We start from the raw sequence: 19,229 nt of genomic DNA on the forward strand, positions 1-19,229 counted from the left end.
TACTGCGACCGGGAGGTCGTGGGAGAGTAGGACGCCGCCGGACATTCACACTGTTAAGGGCCACCCCACCCGGGGTGGCCCTTAACATTTCCATGGCTGGTTCCCCCCGGCCAAGTCCTCCTCGGCCAGCTTTCCTCTGTCGGCTGTACTGCAGTCGGCTTTCCTCCTGTCAGCTTTCCTCCAGGCGGTCTCAAGCCAGCCAGCGTGGCCAAGTCCTCGTCCACCCGGCTTCTCTGGCCGGCTTCGGTTGCCAGTTCCGTTCAGCCAGTCCTGTCCGGGGAGCTTCCGTGGGCGATTTCACTGGCCAGATTCTCTCCACCCAGTTCCCTGGGCAGTTCTCGTCCAGCCCGCGCGTCTGGCCGGCTTGGCTGGCCTGTTCCCTCGATCCTGTTCCCTCGAGCCAGTTCCCGCCCAGTTCTCCCCAGCCAGTTTCCCAGCCAGCTCTTCCAGCCAGTTCTGTCCGGCCAGCTTCCTTGGACGGTTTCCCTGGCCAGATTTCTCTGCAGCCAGTTCCCTCGCTAGTTCTCGTCCAGCGAGCTTGCCTGGTCGGCTTGGCTGGCCTGTTCCCTCGAGCCAGTTCCCGCCCAGCTCTCTCCAGCCAGTTCCCTGGCTAGTTCTCGTCCAGCGAGCTTGCCTGGCCGGCTTGGCTGGCCAGTTCCCTCCACCCGGTTCTCTCCACCCAGTTCCCGCCCAGTTCTCTCCACCTAGTTCCCTGGCTAGCCGGCTTGCCTGGTCGGCTTCGCGCGCCAGTTTCCTTCGCCCAGTTCTCCCGAGCCAGTTTCCGCTCAGTTGTCTCCAGCCAGTTTCCTAGCCAGCTCTTCCAGCCAGTCGTGTCCGGTCGGCTTCCTTGGGCGGTTTTGCTGGCGAGATTCTCTGGCTTGTTGCACTGGCTTGTGCCGTTGTTGGTGTCTGAGTGGCGGCCAGGGACTCGGCACCGCTGCGGACGGGGTAACGTTTGTCCGATTACTGTTCTTCAGCTTCCTTAGGAGTCACCGTGGCTACGCCACCTCGCAATCCTCGCTCCGGCTCAGGGGACCGCCGCGGTTCCTCCGGAGGCGCCGGCCGTTCCGGCGGCAGCGGAGGTGGACGGCCCCAGTCCGGCGGCAGTTCTGGTTCTGGAGCTGGTCGGTCGGGTTCCGGCGGGGGTCGTTCCGGTTCTGGTACTGGGCGTTCCGGGTACAGCGGAGGCTCGGGTTCTGGTTCCGGACGTTCTGGCTACAGCGGAGGCTCGGGTTCTGGAGCGGGTCGCTCGAGCTCGGGCGGTGGGCGTTCGGGTTCTGGAGCGGGTGGCTCGGGTTCGGGTCGCGCGGGTTCCGGGGGCGGTCGCGGTGCTGCCGGTGGTCGTTCTGGTGGTACGTCCAGTCGTCCGGGTGGGTTTGCCGGCGGGCGTTCGGGCGGGTCGGGCGGACGGTCCGGTGGGCCGCGTTCGGGCGGCAGTTCGTCGTACCGGGATGAGGGCGGTTCGGAGACCAGGCGTGGGTATGTCGGGTCGCGTGGTGATGACAAGGGTCAGCGCGATCCGTTCCGTGGTCAGCTGAGCGGAGACGGTGGTCGCGGCGCTGGGCGCAGTGACCGGGCCGGTGACCGGTCTGGTGGTTACCGGGGCGACGATCGGCGTGATGATCGGTCCGGCGGGCGCGGTGGGTATCAGCGCGATGACCGCGGTGGGGCCCGGCGGGATGATCGTGGTGGCGACGGGCGTGGCTCGTACCCGCGGGATGACCGCGGAGGCAACCGTGGCGGCTCGCGGGACGACCGCGGCGGGGCCGGCGGCGCTGGTTACAACCGTGACGAGCGGTCCGGCGACCGTGGTGGCTACCGGCGTGACGACCGCTCAGGCGGGGACGGCGGTGGCTATCGGCGTGACGATCGGTCCGGCGGGGACGGTGGTGGCTACCGGCGTGATGAGCGGTCTGGTGGTGACCGTGGTGGGTATCGGGACGCGCGGTCGGGCGATCAGCGGGGTGGGTACAACCGGGATGACCGGGCGGGCGATTCTCGCGGCGGGTACCGGCGGGACGATCGGCCTGGCGACTCGCGGGGTGGTGACTCGCGTGGGCGGGGTCCGGGCGGGGCTCGCGGTGGCGGGCCGGCGCGTGGAGAGCGTGGAGCGTTCCGGCGGGATGACCGCGGCGACGCTCGGCGGGACGATCGCGGTGGGTACCGGCGGGACGAGCGCACTGGCGACGACCGCGGTGGATACAGCCGCGATGACCGTGGTGGCGACTCGCGTGGTGGATTCCGGCGGGACGACCGTGCGGGTGATGCTCGCGGTGGATACCGACGTGACGAGCGCTCCGCCGACTCGCGCAGTGGCTACAACACTGACGACCGAGGCGGCGACTCGCGCGGTGGTTACAACCGGGACGACCGTGGTGGCCACTCGCGTGGACGTGGGCCCGTTGCCGACTCGCGCGGGCGTGGTCGGGACGATCGGCGGGGGTCGGCGGGTCGCGATGAGCGGCGGGGCGGGCCTCGGCGGGAGGATCGCGAGGAGAAGGCCGGGCCGCGTCGGGACGATCCGAAGATTCCGGAAGGGATCACGGGTGCCGAGCTCGATCGTGGCGTGAAGGCCGAGCTGCGGTCGTTGCCGCGGACCTTGGCGGATCTGGTGGCGCAGCACCTGGTGGCGTCGGGGCGGTTCCTCGATGACGACCCGGAGCTTGCGTACCAGCATGCGCGGGTTGCACGGCGGCTCGCGTCGCGACTTGGCGGAGTACGTGAGGCTGTGGCGATCACGGCGTACCTGGCTGAGCACTACGACGAGGCGCTGACTGAATTCCGGGCTGTACGGCGGATGACGGGTAACCACGAGGTCATCGCGATGATGGCCGACTGCGAGCGCGCGCTCGGGCGGCCGGACAAGGCGCTGGCGCTGACCAAGGACAAGCACGTCAACGAGCTGTCGGAGCCGACGCAGATCGAGCTGCTGATCGTCGCGGCCGGCGCGCGGCGTGACATGGGGCAGACCGCTGCGGCGATCCAGACACTCGACGTGCCGGAGCTGACCAAGCGGACGCGGGCCGAATGGCTGCCGCGGCTGCGGTACGCGTACGCCGACGCGCTGGAGGAGGCCGGTCGTACGGACGAGGCGCTCGTCTGGTTCCACCGGGCGGCTGGTGTCGACGGCGACGGTCTGACCGGTGCCGCCGAGCGGGCTGCGCAGCTGGAAGGCCTCGAGTTCACCGACCTCGACGAAGACGACACCGTTCTCGACGACGAGTACTTCGAGGAGGAGGACGAGGTCGAGGACGACGACGAGGACCTGGCAGACGAAGCCGACCTCGACGAGCCCGAAGACGACACTGACGGCGACACCGAGGCCGAGGCGGAGGACGCGGACCACGAGTCCGAGGACGAAGCCGATGAAGCTGAAGATGAGGCTGAGGACGAGGCCGACGAAGCTGAGGACCAGGCCGACGAGGCAGCGGACGAGGCCGATGAGGCTGAGGATGCGGCTGCAGAGGCTGAGGATGCCGCGGATGAAGCCGGGGACGACCTGGATGAGGACGGGTTCGACGAGTTCGACGATGTGGCTGAGGGCGTGAAGGACTCGGCCGCCGACGACGAGGGCGACAAACCCAAGGGCGCTGAGGAGTAGAGCTGTGGCTGACCGGGACTTGGTGGTGGCTGAGAGCCCGGTCGGCATGCTTGTCGGCGTCGCCCTCGCGAAGGGGGCGCGCCGGCTCGAGAAGTCCGTGGCGATGGTGTCGGCGGGGGAGGACGACGCCATCCACCAGGTGCGCGTCTCCTGCCGGCGGCTGCGCAGTGATCTCAAGCTGTTCCGCAAACTACTGGCCGGCGACTGGGCGCCCGAGCTCCGAGCCGATCTGGCGGCGCTCGCACAGGCCTGTGGTGAGGCCCGCGATCTGGAAGTGATCGCCGCCCTCGTCCGCGAGAACGCCACCAGCGAGGACAACGAGGAACACGTCGACACGATCCTCACCACGCTGACCCTCGGACTCGACCGCGCGGCCGCGCGCTCCGCCGAGGTGGTGCTGGGGGAGACCACCAAGGACCTGCTCACCACCATCGAGTCGGTCGCCGCCGCCCCGGACCTGAAGCCGAACGCAGACAGGCCGTGCGGCGAGGTGCTACCCGAGCTCCTCCAGTCGGCCACCGCGAAGTTCGCCCAGGAAGCCGGCAAGCTCAAGCCCTGGACCCCCGACGACGACTGGCACGAGGTCCGTCTCCTGGCCAAGCGAGTTCGGTACGCCGCCGACACCACCGCCGCCGTACTCGGTGAAGGAGCAAAAGCCACCGCGACGCAAGCAGCCACCTACCAGGAGCTCCTGGGACAGCACCAGGACCACTGTGCCGCAGCAGACGCCCTGACCGGTATGGCTGCGGACGCGGCCGCTCAGGACGACCCGGAGCTCTCCTTCACCCTCGGACGGCTCACAGAACGCCACCGCGCGGCCCGCAAGCCCCTCCGCGAGCAGTTCCTGACGCTCTACCACCGGCCCTGACCCTTCAGAGCATCCGGAACAGCAGCCCCACCCGCGGCTTGGGCCCGAACGACGTGGCCTTCTGCGGCAGTACGACGCCGTGCGCGGCAGAACGCAGTACCTGATCCATCCTGGGCGCTGCGAGCTCCACAGCCGCCTGCTGCGGGCCAGCCAACGCCAACGCGTCCGCGAGCGTGTGATGGAAGCTGATGTCTTCCTCCACGACGCCCCAGGCCGGCAGTAGTACCTCGTGCAGCAGCGCGACCGTGGGCGTGTCCACGTCTGTGTGGAGCGTCAGCCAGCTGGTCCCGTCAGTAATCGAGATGCGGTCCGGATCGCCGTCCACCCGACCAGGCTGCATCTGCCAGCCTGTCGGCGTATGTGTCCGCACAATCTCCAGACTCAGACCCGGTACGACGCGGTGGATCGGGTCCAGCGTCAGCGGATGGCGGATGTAGTCCACCAACATCGCCAAACCGACCTCTGCACCCGGCCTGTACGGCTCCCGCAGCTGCCTCTCCAGGTACGCCGCGTACCGGTGGTGCCCGTCCGCGATGACGGCCTCATGCTTCGCCAGCTCCGTCGAGATCGCCGAGAGCACCTCTGGCTCGTCGATGCGCCAGATGCGGTGCTCGGCGCCGTTGTACGTCTCGGCCTCCAGCCACGGTTCGCTGGCCCGCGCGGCGTCCACAGCATCGCTTGCCACGCTGCCACCGGCGTACGCGAGCAGGATCGGCTCCAGGTCGGCGTCCGTCGCCTCCATCAGCCGGAGGCGGTCGTCGACCCAGTGCGGCATCACTTCCTCATGCGGCAGCACCACTGTGCGTGCCGGATCCAGCCGCAGCGATCCGACCAGGCCGCACAGTACGGCGTTCCCCAGCCGCTGCTCGTACACGTACAGCGCAGGGCTATCGTCCTGCACCACGACACCGTCCTGCTGCCACTGGGCGAGCCGCCGGGCGGGTTCGTCGTACCGGCCCGGGCCGAGGTCCGGATCGCGTGGAAGGATGAGCCTCACCATGTTGTGCAGATCAGAGTCAGTCAGCCGCCGGACGATGGCGGGTTCCAGCACGTCGTACGGCGGTGACGTGACCGCGCCGAGTGCGCTCACCTTGCCGGCCACGAACCGCCACGCGCGCAGCGGCTCGAGCCTCAGCACGCTCCCGCTCGTATCCGGCATGCGCGGAATCGTACGGGGTGAAGCATGAGCGCGGAACGCAAGGCGCCGGAACCGCTGTCGGCGTGTGAGGAACCGCTCGCGAGCCGGTACGACGTGGCGCTGCTCGACCTCGACGGCGTCGTGTACGTCGGACCGGACCCGGTCCCGGACGCCCCGGAGAACCTGCGGAAAGCTGCCAAGGAAGGCATGCGGATCGGGTACATCACCAACAACGCGAGCCGGCCGGCGCGGGTTGTTGCCGAGCATCTCGCATCGTTCGGGCTGGACGTGATCGCCGACGACGTGGTGACGTCCGCGCAGGCGGCCGCCAAGCTGATCGCGAGCGAGTACCCGAAGGGCTCGCCGGTCCTGGTCGTCGGCGGCGAGGGGCTGTACGTCGCGCTCGAGGAGTACGGCCTGACGCCGGTCCGCAGCAGCGACGCGAACCCGGTCGCCGTCGTACAGGGGTTCCACCCGGATGTGAACTGGGTGATGCTCGCGGACGGCGCGCACGCGATCCACGAAGGCGCCAAGTGGTTCGCGACCAACCTGGACCTGACCATCCCTACCGCAGCCGGTAAAGCGCCCGGCAACGGGACGCTCGTGCAGGCGGTCCGGGCTGCGGTCGACGTGGATCCGGTTGTCGCCGGCAAGCCCGAGCCGCCGCTGCTGGAGACGAGCATCGAACGGCTGAAAGCCAAGCACCCGTTGATGATCGGGGACCGGCTGGACTCCGACATCGAGGGCGCGAACGCGGTCGGGATCGCGAGCCTGTGGGTCGCGACCGGCGTCAACGACCCGTACGACCTGGCGCGGGCGCCGAAGAACCAGCGCCCGACGTACGTCGCCGCCGGGCTCGGCGCGCTGGCCGAGAAGCAGCCGGGCGTCACCGTCGACGGCGCGAAGCACTCCTGTGAAGGCTGGACCGCCGAGATCGTGAACAACGCCGTCGCGGTCAAGGGCGAGGGCAAGCCGTACGACGGACTGCGCGCGATCCTGTCCGCGGTGTGGACCGCCGTCGACGCGCCGACCGAACCGGCCAAGCCCGCGAAGGCCGCCGGCCGCACCCGTCGTCCGCGCCCGAAGCCAGCTCCGACGCCGGATTCCATCGCGATCGACGCCGCGCTGCACCGCGTGGGCCTCGACAAGTAGGTGCTGCTGGCTGGTATCCCACGTCCGAGGCGATACCGTTGCTGGGAACGATGCGAGGAGGCAGTCATGGTGATGGACGCAGTGCGCGGCTACGTACAGCTGGCGAGCGGGTTGACCGAGGTCACCAAGCAGAAGGCCCAGGCGGCTGCGAAAGCGTTGCTGCAGCAGACCGGGGCGGACGCGCTGACCAGCAAGGTGAGCGACCTGGCCGACGAGATCGTTGCCACCAGCAAGAGCAATCGTCAGCTGCTGCAGGCGATCGTGGCGAACGAGGTCGAGGGCGCGGTCGCGCGGCTCGGATTCGTTCGTTCCGAGGAGGTTGCGGCGCTGACCCGCCGGGTGAAGGCGCTGGAGACCGAGCTGGCCGAGGCGCACGCCGCCGGCCCGGTGCCCGACCCGCTGGTCGGGGACGCGCCGGTTCTGACGAAGAAGGAAACCGCGAAGAAGGCGTCGGCCAAGAAGGCTGTGCCGCTGGCCAAGAAGGCCGCCGCGAAGAAGGCTGCCAAGAAGACGGCGAAGAAGGCGTGACGTGACCGAGCATCCAGGCGAGCAGTTCCCGCCGGACGTCGACCCCGACGTCGAGCCCGGTTTCGACCCGGACCCGTCCGAGGAGCCCACGACCCACCCGGACTACGACACCGAGCCCGGTGCCCAAGACGTTGCCGAAGCCGCTGAGCACGTGGATCCGGCCGCGGTGGAGTTCGGCCCGGAGTTCGCGCGGCCACCCGGTCAGGAGTACGAGCACTCCTTCGAAGCCGAGTCAGCGGAGGACCCCGCTGAGCACGAGGGCGGTCACCCGCTGGTCGAGGAGACCATGGCCCGGCTCGACGAGCTCCGGGACCGGCCGGTGAGTGAGCACGGCGAGGTGTACGCCGACCTGCACGAACGACTCCAGAGTGCCTTGGTGGAGGCGGACGCCGAGCAGGGCGACCGGAGCTGAGTGGCCAAGGCAGCCAAGCGTTCGCGGCTCGACGCCGAGCTGGTACGCCGCGGCCTGGCGCGGTCGCGTGAGCATGCGAGCGAGCTGATCGCGGCCGGGAAGGTGAAGGTGTCCGGCACCGTGGCCGGCAAGCCCGCGACCGGGGTGGGTTCCGACGCGCCGATCGTCGTCGACACGTCCGAGCACGAGGACCCCGGCTACGCGAGCCGTGGTGCACACAAGCTGATCGGCGCGCTCGAGGCGTTCCCAGCCGTCAAGGTCAAAGGCCGCCGCGCTCTCGACGCCGGTGCGTCGACGGGCGGTTTCACCGACGTACTGCTGCGCAATGAAGCCGCGCAGGTGATCGCTGTCGACGTCGGGTACGGCCAGTTGGTGTGGGCCTTGCAGACCGACGAGCGGGTCACGGTGATGGACCGGACCAATGTCCGGACGCTGACGCTGGACGACATCGGCGGTGAGCCGGTCGACCTCGTTGTCAGCGATCTGAGCTTCATCAGCCTCACGCTCGTGCTGCCGGCGCTGATCGGCGTGGTCAAGCCGGACGGCGAGCTGGTGCTGATGGTGAAGCCGCAGTTCGAGGTCGGCAAGGAGCGGCTCGGCAAGGGCGGCGTGGTCCGCGACCCGGCGCTGCGGGCCGACGCCGTACGCTCGGTGGCAGCGAAGGCTCACGACCTGGGGTGGGGAATCGAAGGGGTGGCGGCCAGCCCACTGCCTGGTCCGTCAGGAAATGTCGAATACTTCCTGTGGATACGCCGGGAAGCACCGGTTCTCGATGAGACGATGCTGCAAAGCGCGATCGAGAACGGTCCTCAATGAGGTGGAGGCAGGGTGGCTGAGCACGAGCCGCGGCGCGTGCTGCTGGTGACGCACACCGGCCGGGAGCTGGCGGTCGAGGTCGCTCGCGAGGCACATCGGTTGCTGACCGGCGCCGGGATGCAGGTCCGGCTGCTCGGCGTTGAGGACGAGGCGCTCAAGCTGGACCCGGTCGAGGTGGTCGACGACCCGGAGAAGGCGGCCAACGACGTCGAGCTGATCATGGTGCTCGGCGGCGACGGCTCGATCCTGCGTGGCGCCGAGCTGGCCCGCCCGCACGGCACACCGGTGCTCGGGGTGAACCTGGGCCACGTCGGGTTCCTGGCCGAGGCCGAGGTCGACGACCTCGAGCGGATCGTCCAGGTGGTCGTCAACCGCAGCTACACGGTCGAGGAGCGGATGACGCTGGCCGTCGACGTCCGGCTGGACGACGAGCTGATTTTCGAGACCTGGGCGCTGAACGAGGCGAGTATCGAGAAGGCCGCCCGCGAGAAGATGCTCGAGGTCCTGGTCGAGGTCGATGACCGCCCGCTGTCCCGCTGGGGCTGCGACGGTGTCGTCGTCGCGACCCCGACCGGCAGTACGGCGTACGCGTTCTCGGCGGGCGGACCGATCCTCTGGCCGGAGGTGGAGGCGATCCTGATGGTCCCGCTGAGCGCGCACGCGTTGTTCTCGCGGCCGATCGTGGTGGCGCCGACGTCGCGGCTGTCGATCGAGCTGGTCCCGACCTGGAACGGGCGCGGGGTGCTGTGGTGCGACGGCCGGCGGATGGTCGAGGTGCCGCCCGGCGCCGAGATCACGGTCCGCCGGGGCGCGACGCCGGTCCGGCTCGCCCGCGCCCACGAGGCATCGTTCACCGACCGGCTGGTGGCGAAGTTCGACCTCCCGGTGCTCGGCTGGCGGGGCGCCGCCGAGCGCAAACGCAACGGAAACGGAACAGGACACTAGAGCCATGCTGTCAGAGATCCGCATCACCGGGCTGGGCGTGATCGAGGACGCGACGCTGGACCTCGACCCCGGATTCACCGCCGTCACGGGTGAGACCGGCGCCGGCAAGACGATGGTCGTGACCGGCGTGAACATGCTGCTCGGCGGCCGTGCCGACAGCGGTCTGGTGCGGCACGGGACCCGCCGGGCGCGGGTCGAGGGCCGCGCGAGCGGCGTACCGCGGGCGATCGTGCAGCAGGCCGAGGATCGTGGCGGCGAACTGGACGACGACGAGTTGCTGATCGCTCGTGAGCTCTCGTCCGAGGGTCGGTCCCGTGCGTTCCTCGGTGGTGCGTCGGTGCCGGTGTCCGTGCTGGGCGAGGTGTCCGGCGACCTGGTCGCGATCCACGGGCAGGCCGATCAGTGGCGGTTGCTGCAGCCCGCACGGCAGCGCGAAACGCTGGATACCTTTGCAGGTAAGGCGGTTCTCGTCCCCCTGCAGGAGTACTCCGCCGCCTACAAGCGGCACCGCGAGGTCGAGGCCGAGCTGACCGAGCTGACGACCCGCGAGCGCGATCGCCTCGCCGAGGCCGACCTGTTGCGCTTCGGTCTGGACGAGATCGCCAAGGCCGAGCCGTTGCCCGGCGAGGACATCGAGCTCGCCGCCGAGGAGGAACGCCTCGCGTACGCCGACGGTCTGCGTACTGCGGCCACGTCCGCCGGCGACGCCCTGGCATCCGAAGACCTGGACTCGACCCGCCCCAACGACGTACTCGGCCTGCTCGCGTTGGCGAAGCAGGTGCTGGACGCCGAGCGCGACCACGACGCGAAGCTGGCCGAGCTGGCCGACCGCGCGGGCGAGCTCGGGTATCTCGCGGCCGATCTGGCGCAGGAGCTTTCGTCGTACGCGGCCGATGTCGACACCGACCCGGCGAGGCTGGCCGTGGTCAGCGAGCGGCGTTCCTTGCTGCACGGGCTGGTGCGCAAGTACGGCGCCGAGCAGGGCACCGTTGACGAAGTACTGGACTGGACGAAGCGATCCGCGGCGAGACTCGCCGATCTTGACGGCAGCGACGAGCGGGTCGAGCAACTGACCGCAGAGCTTGCCGAGCTGGACGCGAAGCTCGCCGAGCTCGGCCGGCAGATCCGCGAAGCGCGGATCGAAGCGTCGCAACGACTCGGCGTCGCGGTGTCCGAGGAGCTGACCGGCTTGGCGATGCCGCACGCGAAGCTCTCGGTCGAGGTGCACGAGACCGCGGCCGGTCCGTTCGGCATCGACGAGGTCGAGTTCTGCTTCGCGGCGAACCCGGGCAGCCCGGCCCGCCCGCTGCAGAAGGCCGCGTCCGGCGGTGAGTTGTCGCGGGTGATGCTCGCGCTCGAGGTGATCCTGTCCGACACGCATCCCGTGCCCACGCTGGTGTTCGACGAGATCGACGCCGGTATCGGCGGCCGCGCCGCTGTCGAGGTCGGCAAGCGGCTGGCGCGCCTGGCCGAGAAGGCACAGGTGATCGTGGTCACCCACCTGCCGCAGGTCGCCGCGTTCGCGGACCGTCACGCTGTGGTGCTCAAGAGCGACGACGGTTCGGTCACCACCAGTGGTCTGGTGGCTCTCGACGACGACGCGCGGTTGAAGGAACTGTCCCGGATGATGGCCGGACTGGAGAACTCCGATGCCGCCCAGGCCCACGCCGAGGAACTCCTCGCCCTGGCTGCCGAACGGCACAAACCACGGAAGAAGAGTCGTTCCAAAGGATGATTTGACGCACAGTCACTGTTATTTCAGTGCGTTAACGAGCCCCCACCCGGGTAAATGAACCGGAAGGGGGCTCTTGACATGGCAGGATGAGAGGGCGATGAAACTGCCCAGCCTGCGGAGAGCACGACCCACTGAACTGCCCGGCGTCACCGGAGTGGTCCGGCTGGATCGACGTACCAAGAATCTCACCAAACGTCTCAAACCGGGCGAGATCGCGGTCATCGACCATGTCGATCTGGATCGGGTGAGCGCCGAGGCGCTGGTCGACTGCAAGGTCGCCGCGGTGGTGAACGTAGCCGACTCGATCAGCGGCCGGTACCCGAACCTCGGCCCGGAGATCCTGGTCGAGGCCGGCGTCCCGCTCGTCGACGGCGTCGGCCGCGAGGTGTTCTCGATCCTGCACGAGGGCGAGCAGGTCCGGCTCGACGACGGCACGCTGTACCGCGGTACCGAAGCGGTCGCGAAGGGCATGACCCAGGACAGCAAGTCGGTCGCGGAGCTGATGGACGACGCCCGCGCCGGGCTGTCGACCCAGCTCGAGGCGTTCACCGCGAACACCCTGGAGTATCTGCGGCGCGAGAAGGACCTGCTGCTCGACGGCGTCGGCGTACCGCATATCCACACCTCGATGGAGGGCAAGCACGTCCTGATCGTGGTCCGCGGGTACGACTACCGCGACGACCTGGTCGCGCTGAAGTCGTACATCCGTGAGTACCGGCCGGTCCTGATCGGCGTCGACGGCGGCGCGGACGCGCTGGTCGAGAACGGGTATGTCCCGGACCTGATCGTCGGCGACATGGACTCGGTCAAGGACGAGACGCTGAAGAGTGGCGCCGAAGTGGTCGTGCACGCGTACCGCGACGGCCGCGCGCCCGGTTCGGAGCGGCTCGAACGACTCGGTGTGGACTCGATCGAGTTCCCGGCCACGGGCACCAGCGAGGACGTCGCGATGCTGCTGGCCGACTCCAAGGGCGCCTCGCTGATCGTCGCGGTCGGCACCCACAACTCGCTGGTGGAGTTCCTGGACAAGGGCCGCTCCGGGATGGCGAGCACCTTCATCACCCGGTTGCGGGTCGGTGCCAAGTTGGTGGACGCCAAGGGCGTCGGCCGGCTGTACCGCAGCCGGGTCTCTACTCTTCAGGTCGTCGCGCTCGCCGCGGCCGGCCTGTTCGCACTCGCCATGGCGCTGGTCGCAATCGGCGCCGACGACGTGCTCTGGTCGATCCTGCGGGCGCGCTGGAGCGACTTCGTCTATTGGATCCGGGAGCTGTTCACGTGATCGACTTTCGCTACCACATCGTCTCGATCGTGGCGATCTTCTTCGCCCTGGGCGCCGGTGTGGTGCTCGGCGCGGGCCCGCTGAAGGGCACCGCCAGCGAGGTCGTCGCGGCCCAGGCCGACAAGGACCGGCAGCAACTCGCCGACGCGCGGGACGAGCTGACCCAGATGAAGGCCCTGGACAAGTACCGCGACGACTACGTCGCCAAGGTCACCGCAGGGCTGACCCACGGCAAGCTGGCGAACAAGAAGATCGCGATCGTCACGATGCCGAACGCCGACAGCGACCTGAGCGACGGCGTGCAGGGCGAGCTGGAGAAGGCCGGCGGCGTGGTGAACACGAAGGTCGCGCTGGACGCGAAGCTGTTCGACACCGGGCAGCGCCAGCTGGTCGAGTCGCTGGTCAACCAGCTCGTCACGGCGGACATGGACTTCCCGAAGGACAGCACGACGTACCAGCGGGCCGGACTGCTGCTGGCGCGGGGGATCGCGGCGAAGGAAGAGGGCAAGACCGCCGACGCGGACGCGACCAAGGTGATCAGCGGGCTGACCGGAGCGAAGCTGCTGTCGCTGAAGCCGTCGCAGCCCAAGGACCGCGCCAGCCTGATCGTGGTGATCGCCGCCAAGCCGCCGACACCGGCGCCGGACAACTCGACGTACGGCGACGCGGTCGACTTCATCAAGGGCCTGGACATCGGCAGCGGCGGGGTCGTCCTGGCCGGTACGCCGGCCAGCGCGAGCGACGGCGGACTGATCAAGGCCTTGCGGAGTGACTCCGACGCCACCAAGATCGTTTCCTCGGTGGACGTGGCCGATCTCCCCGCCGGGCAGATGACGGTCGTCTTCGCGCTGGTCGAGCAGGCCGCGGGCAAGGCGGGGCAGTACGGCGCGATCAACGCGAAGGACGGCGTCGCGCCGTCGGCCGTACAGACGAAGGACAACTGACGTGGGAATTCTGAGCGCCGTCGTTGCGGCGGCCGCTACAGCCGGTCTCGAGCGCGCAGCGGAGAAGCTGCCGAAGGAGAACCGGGAGCCGTTCGAGCGCACCAACCACCGCGGTGAGTCGGTGACGCTGCTCGAGGGCCCGGTCGCGGTTCTCGGCGCGCTTGCCGGCGTCGCCGCGTCCCGGGGCAACGGCAAGGTGAAAACTGCCGCGGTGGTGGCAGGAGCGGTGTCGGGTGCGGTCGGTGCGTACGACGATCTGCGCGGGACCACGCAGGCCAAGGGTTTCCGCGGCCACCTCAGCGCGTTGAAGCGCGGAGAGGTGACGAGCGGCGCGGTGAAGATCCTGGGCGTCGGCGCCGCCGGCCTCGCGGCCGCCGCGCTGCTGCCGCGCAAGTCCCGTGGTGTGAAGGCCTTCGCCGGAGTCGTTGCCGACGGCGCCTTGATCGCCGGTACGGCGAACCTCACGAACCTGCTCGACCTGCGTCCGGGCCGCGCGCTCAAGGCGGTCACGGCGCTCAACGCTCCGCTCGCAGTCGTGAGCGGTCCGGCCGGTGCCGTCGTCGGCGCCGCCGGTGCGTCCGCGCCTTCCGATCTCGGCGAGCGCTCGATGCTCGGCGACTGCGGCGCCAACGGCCTCGGCGCGATCACGGGTACGGCGTTGGCCGCATTGCTGCCGCGCCCGCTGAAGACCCTCGTCCTGGCGGCCGTCGTCGGGCTGAACCTGGCGAGCGAGAAGGTCAGCTTCACCAAATTCATCGCCGACACTCCGGTCCTCGACAAGATCGACCAATGGGGCCGACGACCCAGGTGAGTCGGCTCGCCCGCGCCGCACTGGTTGTCGCGGCGATCACTGTTCTGGCGCGGGTGGTCGGGTTCGCCCGGTGGTTGGTGTTCTCGAAGACCGTCGGCGCCGGGTGCCTGGCAGAGGCTTACACAACGGCGAACCAGCTACCCAACATCCTCTTCGAAGTCGTCGCCGGCGGCGCGCTGGCCGGGGCCGTCATCCCGGTCCTCGCGGGGCCGGTGGCGCGGGCGGATCGGGCCGCGCAGGGACGGATCATCGGGGCGTTGCTGTCCTGGTCGTTCGTGCTGCTGGCGCCGGTTGCCTTACTGGCTTGGCTTCTGGCCGGCCGGTACACCGACGCGATGCTCGATCCCGGCGCCGACTGCGGCAGCACGACGGGGACCGCGACCCGGATGCTCGCGATCTTCGTGCCGCAGGTCTTCGGGTACGCCGTAGCGGTGATCGCGACCGCAGTTCTCCAATCCCACAAGCGATTCGCGGCCGGTGCGATGGCACCGCTGATCTCGAGCCTCGTGGTCGTTGCCACCTACCTCCTCTTCGCGGCCGAGGCACCGAACGCAGACGCGGCCGCGCGTGGAGCGACCGACCTACTGGCCTGGGGTACGACGGCCGGCGTCGCGGCGCTCGCGCTCACGGTGCTGATCCCGATGCTGTTCCTCCGTCTTCCGATCAGGCCGACGCTGCGCCTCGATCCGGGCGTCGGCCCGGTTCTGCGCAGGCTCGCGCTCGCGGGTCTCGCCGTACTCGTCGCTCAGCAGTTGACCTTCGTCGTGACGACGTACCTGGCCAACCATCGTGGTGTGGCAGGCAGCATCGCGGTCTACACGTGGGCCAACGCCGTGTACCTGTTGCCTTACGCGGTTCTCGCCGTTCCGATCACGACCGCTGTGTTCCCGCGGTTGGCGGCCGCGTTCGACGCGGGGGAGCGGTTCGAGCACTACGCGGCGACCTCCACCCGCGCGGTGATGCTGGCGGGCGGCGCGGGTGCCGCGCTGCTGGTCGGCACCGCCGTACCGGTCGCAAGGATCTTCGCGTACGACGACGGCGTCGTACAGGAGGCCAGAGCCACCTTGCTCGTCAACGGTCTGATCTTCTTCGCCCCGGCCGCAATCGGCTTCGCTGTGCTCATGCATGTCGGCCGGGTTCTGTATGCGCGGCACTGCGGTCGTGAGGTGGCCGTGGTGACGTCTGGGGCTTGGGTACTGGTGGCACTGGCCGGTGTGGCGCTGACTGCTCGATGGGCTGCGGTGCCCGCACTGGCGGCAGCGATGTCGGTCGGCATGGTGATCGGCGCGGTTGTGCTGCTCGGAGTACTGCGACGGGAGGCAGGACCCACTGTGCTGGCTGGATTTGCCCGTGCGACCCTTGCTGCGTTGGTCGGTGCCGCTCTGGCAGGAGCGGCGGGCTGGCTGGTCTCCGCGCCGGCCGGCGACGCAGGACCGGCGAAGGCAGTCGTGTTCGCTCTCCTCTCCGGCCTGACCGTCGTCCTGGTGTACGCCGGAGTCGTACTTGTCTTGGATCGCGCGGACGCCCGCGCACTCGTTCGACGGGAGAAGCCATGAGGATCGGGCTGCTGCTCGCGGAGTCGCGGGGCGGCATCGGGCAGCACGTCGCCTCGCTGGTGCCGCGGTTCGTGAGTGCCGGGCACGAGGTGATCGTGTGCGCACCGCCCGGCACGGCCGAGCACTTCGAGTTCGGTCCGGCGACGGTCGTCACGCAGGCGGCCGGGTTGCGCGGCTGCGACGTGATCCACGCACACGGTTACCGCGCCGGTATGACTGCGCTGCGGGACCGATCGCGACTGCGCCCACTGGTCGTCACGTGGCACAACGCGGTGATCGCGCCCGGACCACGCGGCCTGATGATGCGGATGGGGCAGCGGTTGGTCGCCCGGGGTGCGGATCTGACCCTGGGGGCCTCCAGCGACCTGGTGGAGCTGGCGAAGAGTCTGGGCGCTCGGAACGCACAGCTGGCTCCGGTAGCGGCACCCGCGATGCCCACGATCCGTACGCCGCGCGCAGACGTCCGACACGAGCTAGGTATCGGCAACCGGCCCATGGTGCTCACCGTCGGCCGGCTGGCGCCGCAGAAGGACTACCCGACGCTGCTGTCGGTCGCCGCGCGGGTCCACGAGTCCACCCCGCACGCTGTCTTCGTCGTGGTCGGTGACGGGCCCTTACGGGACAACCTGCAGGCGCGGATCGACGCCGAGCAGCTGCCGGTCCGCTTGCTCGGTCACCGCAACGACGTGGCCGACCTGCTCGGTGCGGCCGACGTGTTCTTACTCACCTCGCACTGGGAGGCCCGCGCGCTGGTCATCCAGGAGGCCATGCAGGTCGGCGTACCGGTCGTGGCGACCGCGGTCGGCGGCGTACCCGAGCTGGTCGGGGACAGCGCCGTACTGGCGTTCCCGGGGGACGCGGACGGGCTGGCGGACGGTGTCCGGGCCGTCCTGGCCGAGCCGGAGACCGCGAACGCTATGCGGACACGCGGCCGGGAGTTGTCCGCCCGATGGATGGACGAGGACGCGGTGGCAAAGAATCTGCTCGACATCTACGCGGGTCTCGTCGCGACCGGTGGTTGACAAGAGGTAGGCTGGAGACCCGTGGACAGGGCTTCGACTTCCCAGCAGACCAAGCACGTATTCGTCACCGGTGGCGTGGCATCCAGTCTCGGCAAGGGACTGACAGCGTCCAGCCTCGGCAGTCTGCTGACGGCTCGGGGCATCCGCGTCACGATGCAGAAGCTGGATCCGTATCTGAATGTGGATCCCGGCACGATGAACCCGTTCCAGCACGGCGAGGTGTTCGTCACCAACGACGGCGCCGAGACCGACCTGGACATCGGGCATTACGAGCGTTTCCTCGACCGCGACCTCTCCCAGGTCGCCAACGTCACCACCGGACAGATCTACTCCAGCGTCATCGCCAAGGAGCGCCGCGGCGAGTACCTCGGTGACACCGTGCAGGTCATCCCGCACATCACCAACGAGATCAAGGAACGGATGCTCGCGATGGCGGGCCCCGATGTCGATGTCGTGCTGCACGAGATCGGCGGTACGGTCGGTGACATCGAGTCGCTGCCGTTCCTCGAGGCCGCGCGGCAGGTCCGGCACGACGTCGGCCGCGACAACGTGTTCTTCCTGCACATCTCGCTGGTCCCGTACATGGCGCCGAGCGGCGAGCTTAAGACCAAGCCGACCCAGCACTCGGTCGCCGCGCTGCGGTCGATCGGTATCGCGCCGGACGCGGTCGTCTGCCGGGCGGACCGGCCGATCCCGGACAGCGTGAAGCGGAAGATCTCGCTGATGTGCGACGTCGACCAGGAGGCCGTGGTGGCCGCCCCGGACGCGCCGTCGATCTACGACATCCCCAAGGTGCTGCACGCCGAGGGCCTCGACGCGTACGTCGTGCGTCGGCTGAACCTCCCGTTCCGTGATGTCGACTGGACCCGCTGGGACGAGCTGCTGCGGGTCGTGCACCACCCGAAGGACGAGGTCACGGTCGCGCTGGTCGGCAAGTACATCGACCTGCCGGATGCGTACCTGTCGGTCGCCGAGGCGCTGCGCGCGGGCGGGTTCGACAACGACGCCCGGGTGAACCTGCGCTGGATCGCCTCCGACGAGTGCGCCACGCCCGAGGTCGCGGCCCGGCTGCTCGGCGACGTGGACGCGATCTGCATCCCCGGCGGCTTCGGGGTGCGCGGTATCGAGGGCAAGATCGGCGCGATCCGGTTCGCTCGCGAGCAGGGCATCCCGATCCTGGGGCTGTGCCTGGGCCTGCAGTGCATGGTGATCGAGGTGGCCCGGAACCTGGCCGGCCTGGTGGATGCGAACTCGAGCGAGTTCGATCCGGACGCCGAGCAGCCGGTGATCGCGACGATGGAGGAGCAGAAGCACATCGTGTCCGGCACCGGCGATATGGGCGGCACGATGCGGCTGGGTCTGTACCCGGCGAACTTGGCCGACGGTTCGATCGTCCGCGGCCTGTACGGCGCTCCGTCGATCCAGGAGCGGCACCGGCACCGCTACGAGGTGAACAACGCGTACCGGGACAAGCTGGAGACCGCCGGCCTGGTGTTCAGCGGCCTGTCGCCGGACCACGAGCTGGTCGAGTTCATCGAGCTGGACCGGTCCGTGCACCCGTACTTCGTGGCCACGCAGGCGCACCCGGAGCTGCGGTCGCGGCCGACCAAGCCGCACCCGCTGTTCTCCGGCCTGGTCGCGGCGGCGCTGGACCGGCAGCGCGAGTCGCGGCTCCCGGTCGAGGAGCCGAAGGTGGCGGCTGCCAAGAAGACCCCGGTCAAGACCCGATGACGGACCATCCCGAGCTGCGGTTCGGCGCCGGTCTCGCCGACCAGCCCGAGCACTGGCCGGTCTCCTCGTCCGAGGTCGTGCACGAGACCGGCCGGGTGATCTCGGTACGCCGGGACACCATCGACCCGCCGGGCGGCGAGTCGTTCGTACGCGATGTCGTCGTACATCCCGGGGCCGTCGGCGTGGTCGCCCTCGACGAGAACAACCGGATGCTGCTGGTGCGCCAGTACCGGCACCCGGTCGGCTACAAACTGCTCGAGCCGCCGGCCGGGCTGCTGGACGTCCAGGGGGAGCAGTACCGCCTGGGCGCCGAGCGCGAGCTGTGGGAGGAGACCGCGACCAAGGCCGCCGACTGGCGAATCCTGGTCGACGCGTTCACGTCGCCCGGCCTCACCAACGAAGCGGTCCGGATCTTCCTGGCCCGCGACCTGTCGCCCGCCGACGAGTCCTTCGAACGCCTCCATGAGGAGGCCGACATGGAGACGGTCTGGGCGCCGCTGATCGACGTTGTCGGCGCCGTCCTGGCCGGCCAACTCCAGAACCCGATCCTCGTGATGGGCTCCCTGGCCACCTGGACCGCCCTCAACGGTCCCGGCTTCGACACCCTCCGCCCAGCTGACTCACCCTGGCCGGCCAAGGACCGCTGAGGTACCGGAACTACGCGGAGGTCTTGACCCACTGCGGTGGGTGA

The 19,229-nt window shown here is 69.4% G+C and carries 17 protein-coding genes; 16 read left to right on the forward strand and 1 reads right to left on the reverse strand.

The genetic code is table 11. From position 1 onward, the window contains the following. Positions 1–1,547: 1,547 nt before the first annotated feature. Genes EV653_RS38110 through EV653_RS38120 form a run of 3 tightly spaced genes read left to right on the forward strand, consistent with a single transcriptional unit; the run spans position 1,548 to position 4,469 of the window. Positions 1,548–2,570 (forward strand): hypothetical protein, encoded by a 1,023-nt coding sequence (locus tag EV653_RS38110; protein ID WP_134111079.1) that lies wholly within the window; start codon positions 1,548–1,550, stop codon positions 2,568–2,570. Continuing rightward, positions 2,567–3,601, forward strand: coding sequence for a hypothetical protein (locus EV653_RS38115; RefSeq protein ID WP_238160729.1), 1,035 nt, complete (start codon positions 2,567–2,569; stop codon positions 3,599–3,601). Before EV653_RS38110 ends, EV653_RS38115 begins: the two co-directional genes overlap by 4 nt. A gap of 4 nt (positions 3,602–3,605) precedes the next feature. Continuing rightward, positions 3,606–4,469 (forward strand): CHAD domain-containing protein, encoded by an 864-nt coding sequence (locus tag EV653_RS38120; RefSeq protein WP_134111081.1) that lies wholly within the window; start codon positions 3,606–3,608, stop codon positions 4,467–4,469. A 4-nt stretch (positions 4,470–4,473) separates the two neighbouring features. On the opposite strand, the gene EV653_RS38125 is transcribed toward EV653_RS38120, so the two are convergent. After that, entirely contained in the window at positions 4,474–5,628 is a 1,155-nt protein-coding gene (locus tag EV653_RS38125; protein ID WP_134111083.1) for a DUF1015 family protein, read from the reverse strand. A gap of 24 nt (positions 5,629–5,652) precedes the next feature. On the opposite strand from EV653_RS38125, the gene EV653_RS38130 reads away from it, so the two are divergent. The 13 genes from EV653_RS38130 to EV653_RS38190 all read left to right on the forward strand — a co-directional run bounded on the left by EV653_RS38130 (position 5,653) and on the right by EV653_RS38190 (position 19,185). Continuing rightward, entirely contained in the window at positions 5,653–6,759 is a 1,107-nt protein-coding gene (locus tag EV653_RS38130) for an HAD-IIA family hydrolase (protein ID WP_134111085.1), read from the forward strand. Positions 6,760–6,825: 66 nt separating this feature from the next. Continuing rightward, positions 6,826–7,287, forward strand: a complete 462-nt coding sequence (locus EV653_RS38135) for a phasin family protein (RefSeq protein WP_134111087.1) — start codon at positions 6,826–6,828, stop codon at positions 7,285–7,287. A 1-nt stretch (position 7,288) separates the two neighbouring features. Beyond that, positions 7,289–7,699: a hypothetical protein gene (locus tag EV653_RS38140; protein WP_134111089.1), complete on the forward strand. Its 411-nt coding sequence runs from the start codon at positions 7,289–7,291 to the stop codon at positions 7,697–7,699. Continuing rightward, positions 7,700–8,515 carry a TlyA family RNA methyltransferase gene (locus tag EV653_RS38145; protein WP_134111091.1) on the forward strand — a complete coding sequence of 272 codons (816 nt, stop codon included), beginning with the start codon at positions 7,700–7,702 and terminating at the stop codon, positions 8,513–8,515. Positions 8,516–8,527: 12 nt separating this feature from the next. Next, on the forward strand, positions 8,528–9,460 hold the full coding sequence (locus tag EV653_RS38150) for an NAD kinase (protein ID WP_134111093.1): 933 nt from the start codon (positions 8,528–8,530) through the stop codon (positions 9,458–9,460). 4 nt (positions 9,461–9,464) lie between these two features. Then, positions 9,465–11,195, forward strand: coding sequence for a DNA repair protein RecN (recN, locus tag EV653_RS38155; protein ID WP_134111095.1), 1,731 nt, complete (start codon positions 9,465–9,467; stop codon positions 11,193–11,195). Between the two features lie 97 nt (positions 11,196–11,292). Continuing rightward, the gene (gene steA, locus EV653_RS38160; protein WP_134111097.1) at positions 11,293–12,474 is read left to right on the forward strand and encodes a putative cytokinetic ring protein SteA; all 1,182 of its coding nucleotides are present in this window, start codon (positions 11,293–11,295) and stop codon (positions 12,472–12,474) included. Then, complete coding sequence (locus EV653_RS38165) at positions 12,471–13,418, forward strand: copper transporter (protein WP_134111100.1); 948 nt, start codon at positions 12,471–12,473, stop codon at positions 13,416–13,418. Before steA ends, EV653_RS38165 begins: the two co-directional genes overlap by 4 nt. 1 nt (position 13,419) lies before the next feature. Beyond that, positions 13,420–14,229 carry a hypothetical protein gene (locus EV653_RS38170; RefSeq protein WP_134111102.1) on the forward strand — a complete coding sequence of 270 codons (810 nt, stop codon included), beginning with the start codon at positions 13,420–13,422 and terminating at the stop codon, positions 14,227–14,229. Continuing rightward, on the forward strand, positions 14,208–15,785 hold the full coding sequence (gene murJ, locus EV653_RS38175; protein WP_134111104.1) for a murein biosynthesis integral membrane protein MurJ: 1,578 nt from the start codon (positions 14,208–14,210) through the stop codon (positions 15,783–15,785). The genes EV653_RS38170 and murJ overlap by 22 nt, the downstream gene beginning before the upstream one ends. Then, positions 15,782–16,807: a glycosyltransferase family 4 protein gene (locus EV653_RS38180; protein WP_134111106.1), complete on the forward strand. Its 1,026-nt coding sequence runs from the start codon at positions 15,782–15,784 to the stop codon at positions 16,805–16,807. Before murJ ends, EV653_RS38180 begins: the two co-directional genes overlap by 4 nt. A 21-nt stretch (positions 16,808–16,828) precedes the next feature. Next, positions 16,829–18,538 (forward strand): CTP synthase, encoded by a 1,710-nt coding sequence (locus EV653_RS38185; RefSeq protein WP_134111108.1) that lies wholly within the window; start codon positions 16,829–16,831, stop codon positions 18,536–18,538. Then, positions 18,535–19,185, forward strand: coding sequence for an NUDIX domain-containing protein (locus tag EV653_RS38190; RefSeq protein ID WP_134111110.1), 651 nt, complete (start codon positions 18,535–18,537; stop codon positions 19,183–19,185). The genes EV653_RS38185 and EV653_RS38190 overlap by 4 nt, the downstream gene beginning before the upstream one ends. Positions 19,186–19,229 lie beyond the last annotated feature (44 nt).

The organism is Kribbella pratensis, from assembly GCF_004365355.1.
Taxonomy (GTDB): domain Bacteria; phylum Actinomycetota; class Actinomycetes; order Propionibacteriales; family Kribbellaceae; genus Kribbella.

What these genes read in the sequence shown, in the direction of transcription:
- EV653_RS38190 (WP_134111110.1), top strand. Translation starts at nt 18,535, where the DNA reads ATGACGGACCATCCCGAGCTGCGGTTCGGCGCCGGTCTCGCCGACCAG.
- EV653_RS38130 (WP_134111085.1), top strand. Translation starts at nt 5,653, where the DNA reads ATGAGCGCGGAACGCAAGGCGCCGGAACCGCTGTCGGCGTGTGAGGAA.
- recN (WP_134111095.1), top strand. Translation starts at nt 9,465, where the DNA reads ATGCTGTCAGAGATCCGCATCACCGGGCTGGGCGTGATCGAGGACGCG.
- EV653_RS38180 (WP_134111106.1), top strand. Translation starts at nt 15,782, where the DNA reads ATGAGGATCGGGCTGCTGCTCGCGGAGTCGCGGGGCGGCATCGGGCAG.
- steA (WP_134111097.1), top strand. Translation starts at nt 11,293, where the DNA reads ATGAAACTGCCCAGCCTGCGGAGAGCACGACCCACTGAACTGCCCGGC.
- EV653_RS38135 (WP_134111087.1), top strand. Translation starts at nt 6,826, where the DNA reads ATGGTGATGGACGCAGTGCGCGGCTACGTACAGCTGGCGAGCGGGTTG.
- EV653_RS38125 (WP_134111083.1), bottom strand. Translation starts at nt 5,628, where the DNA reads ATGCCGGATACGAGCGGGAGCGTGCTGAGGCTCGAGCCGCTGCGCGCG.
- murJ (WP_134111104.1), top strand. Translation starts at nt 14,208, where the DNA reads ATGGGGCCGACGACCCAGGTGAGTCGGCTCGCCCGCGCCGCACTGGTT.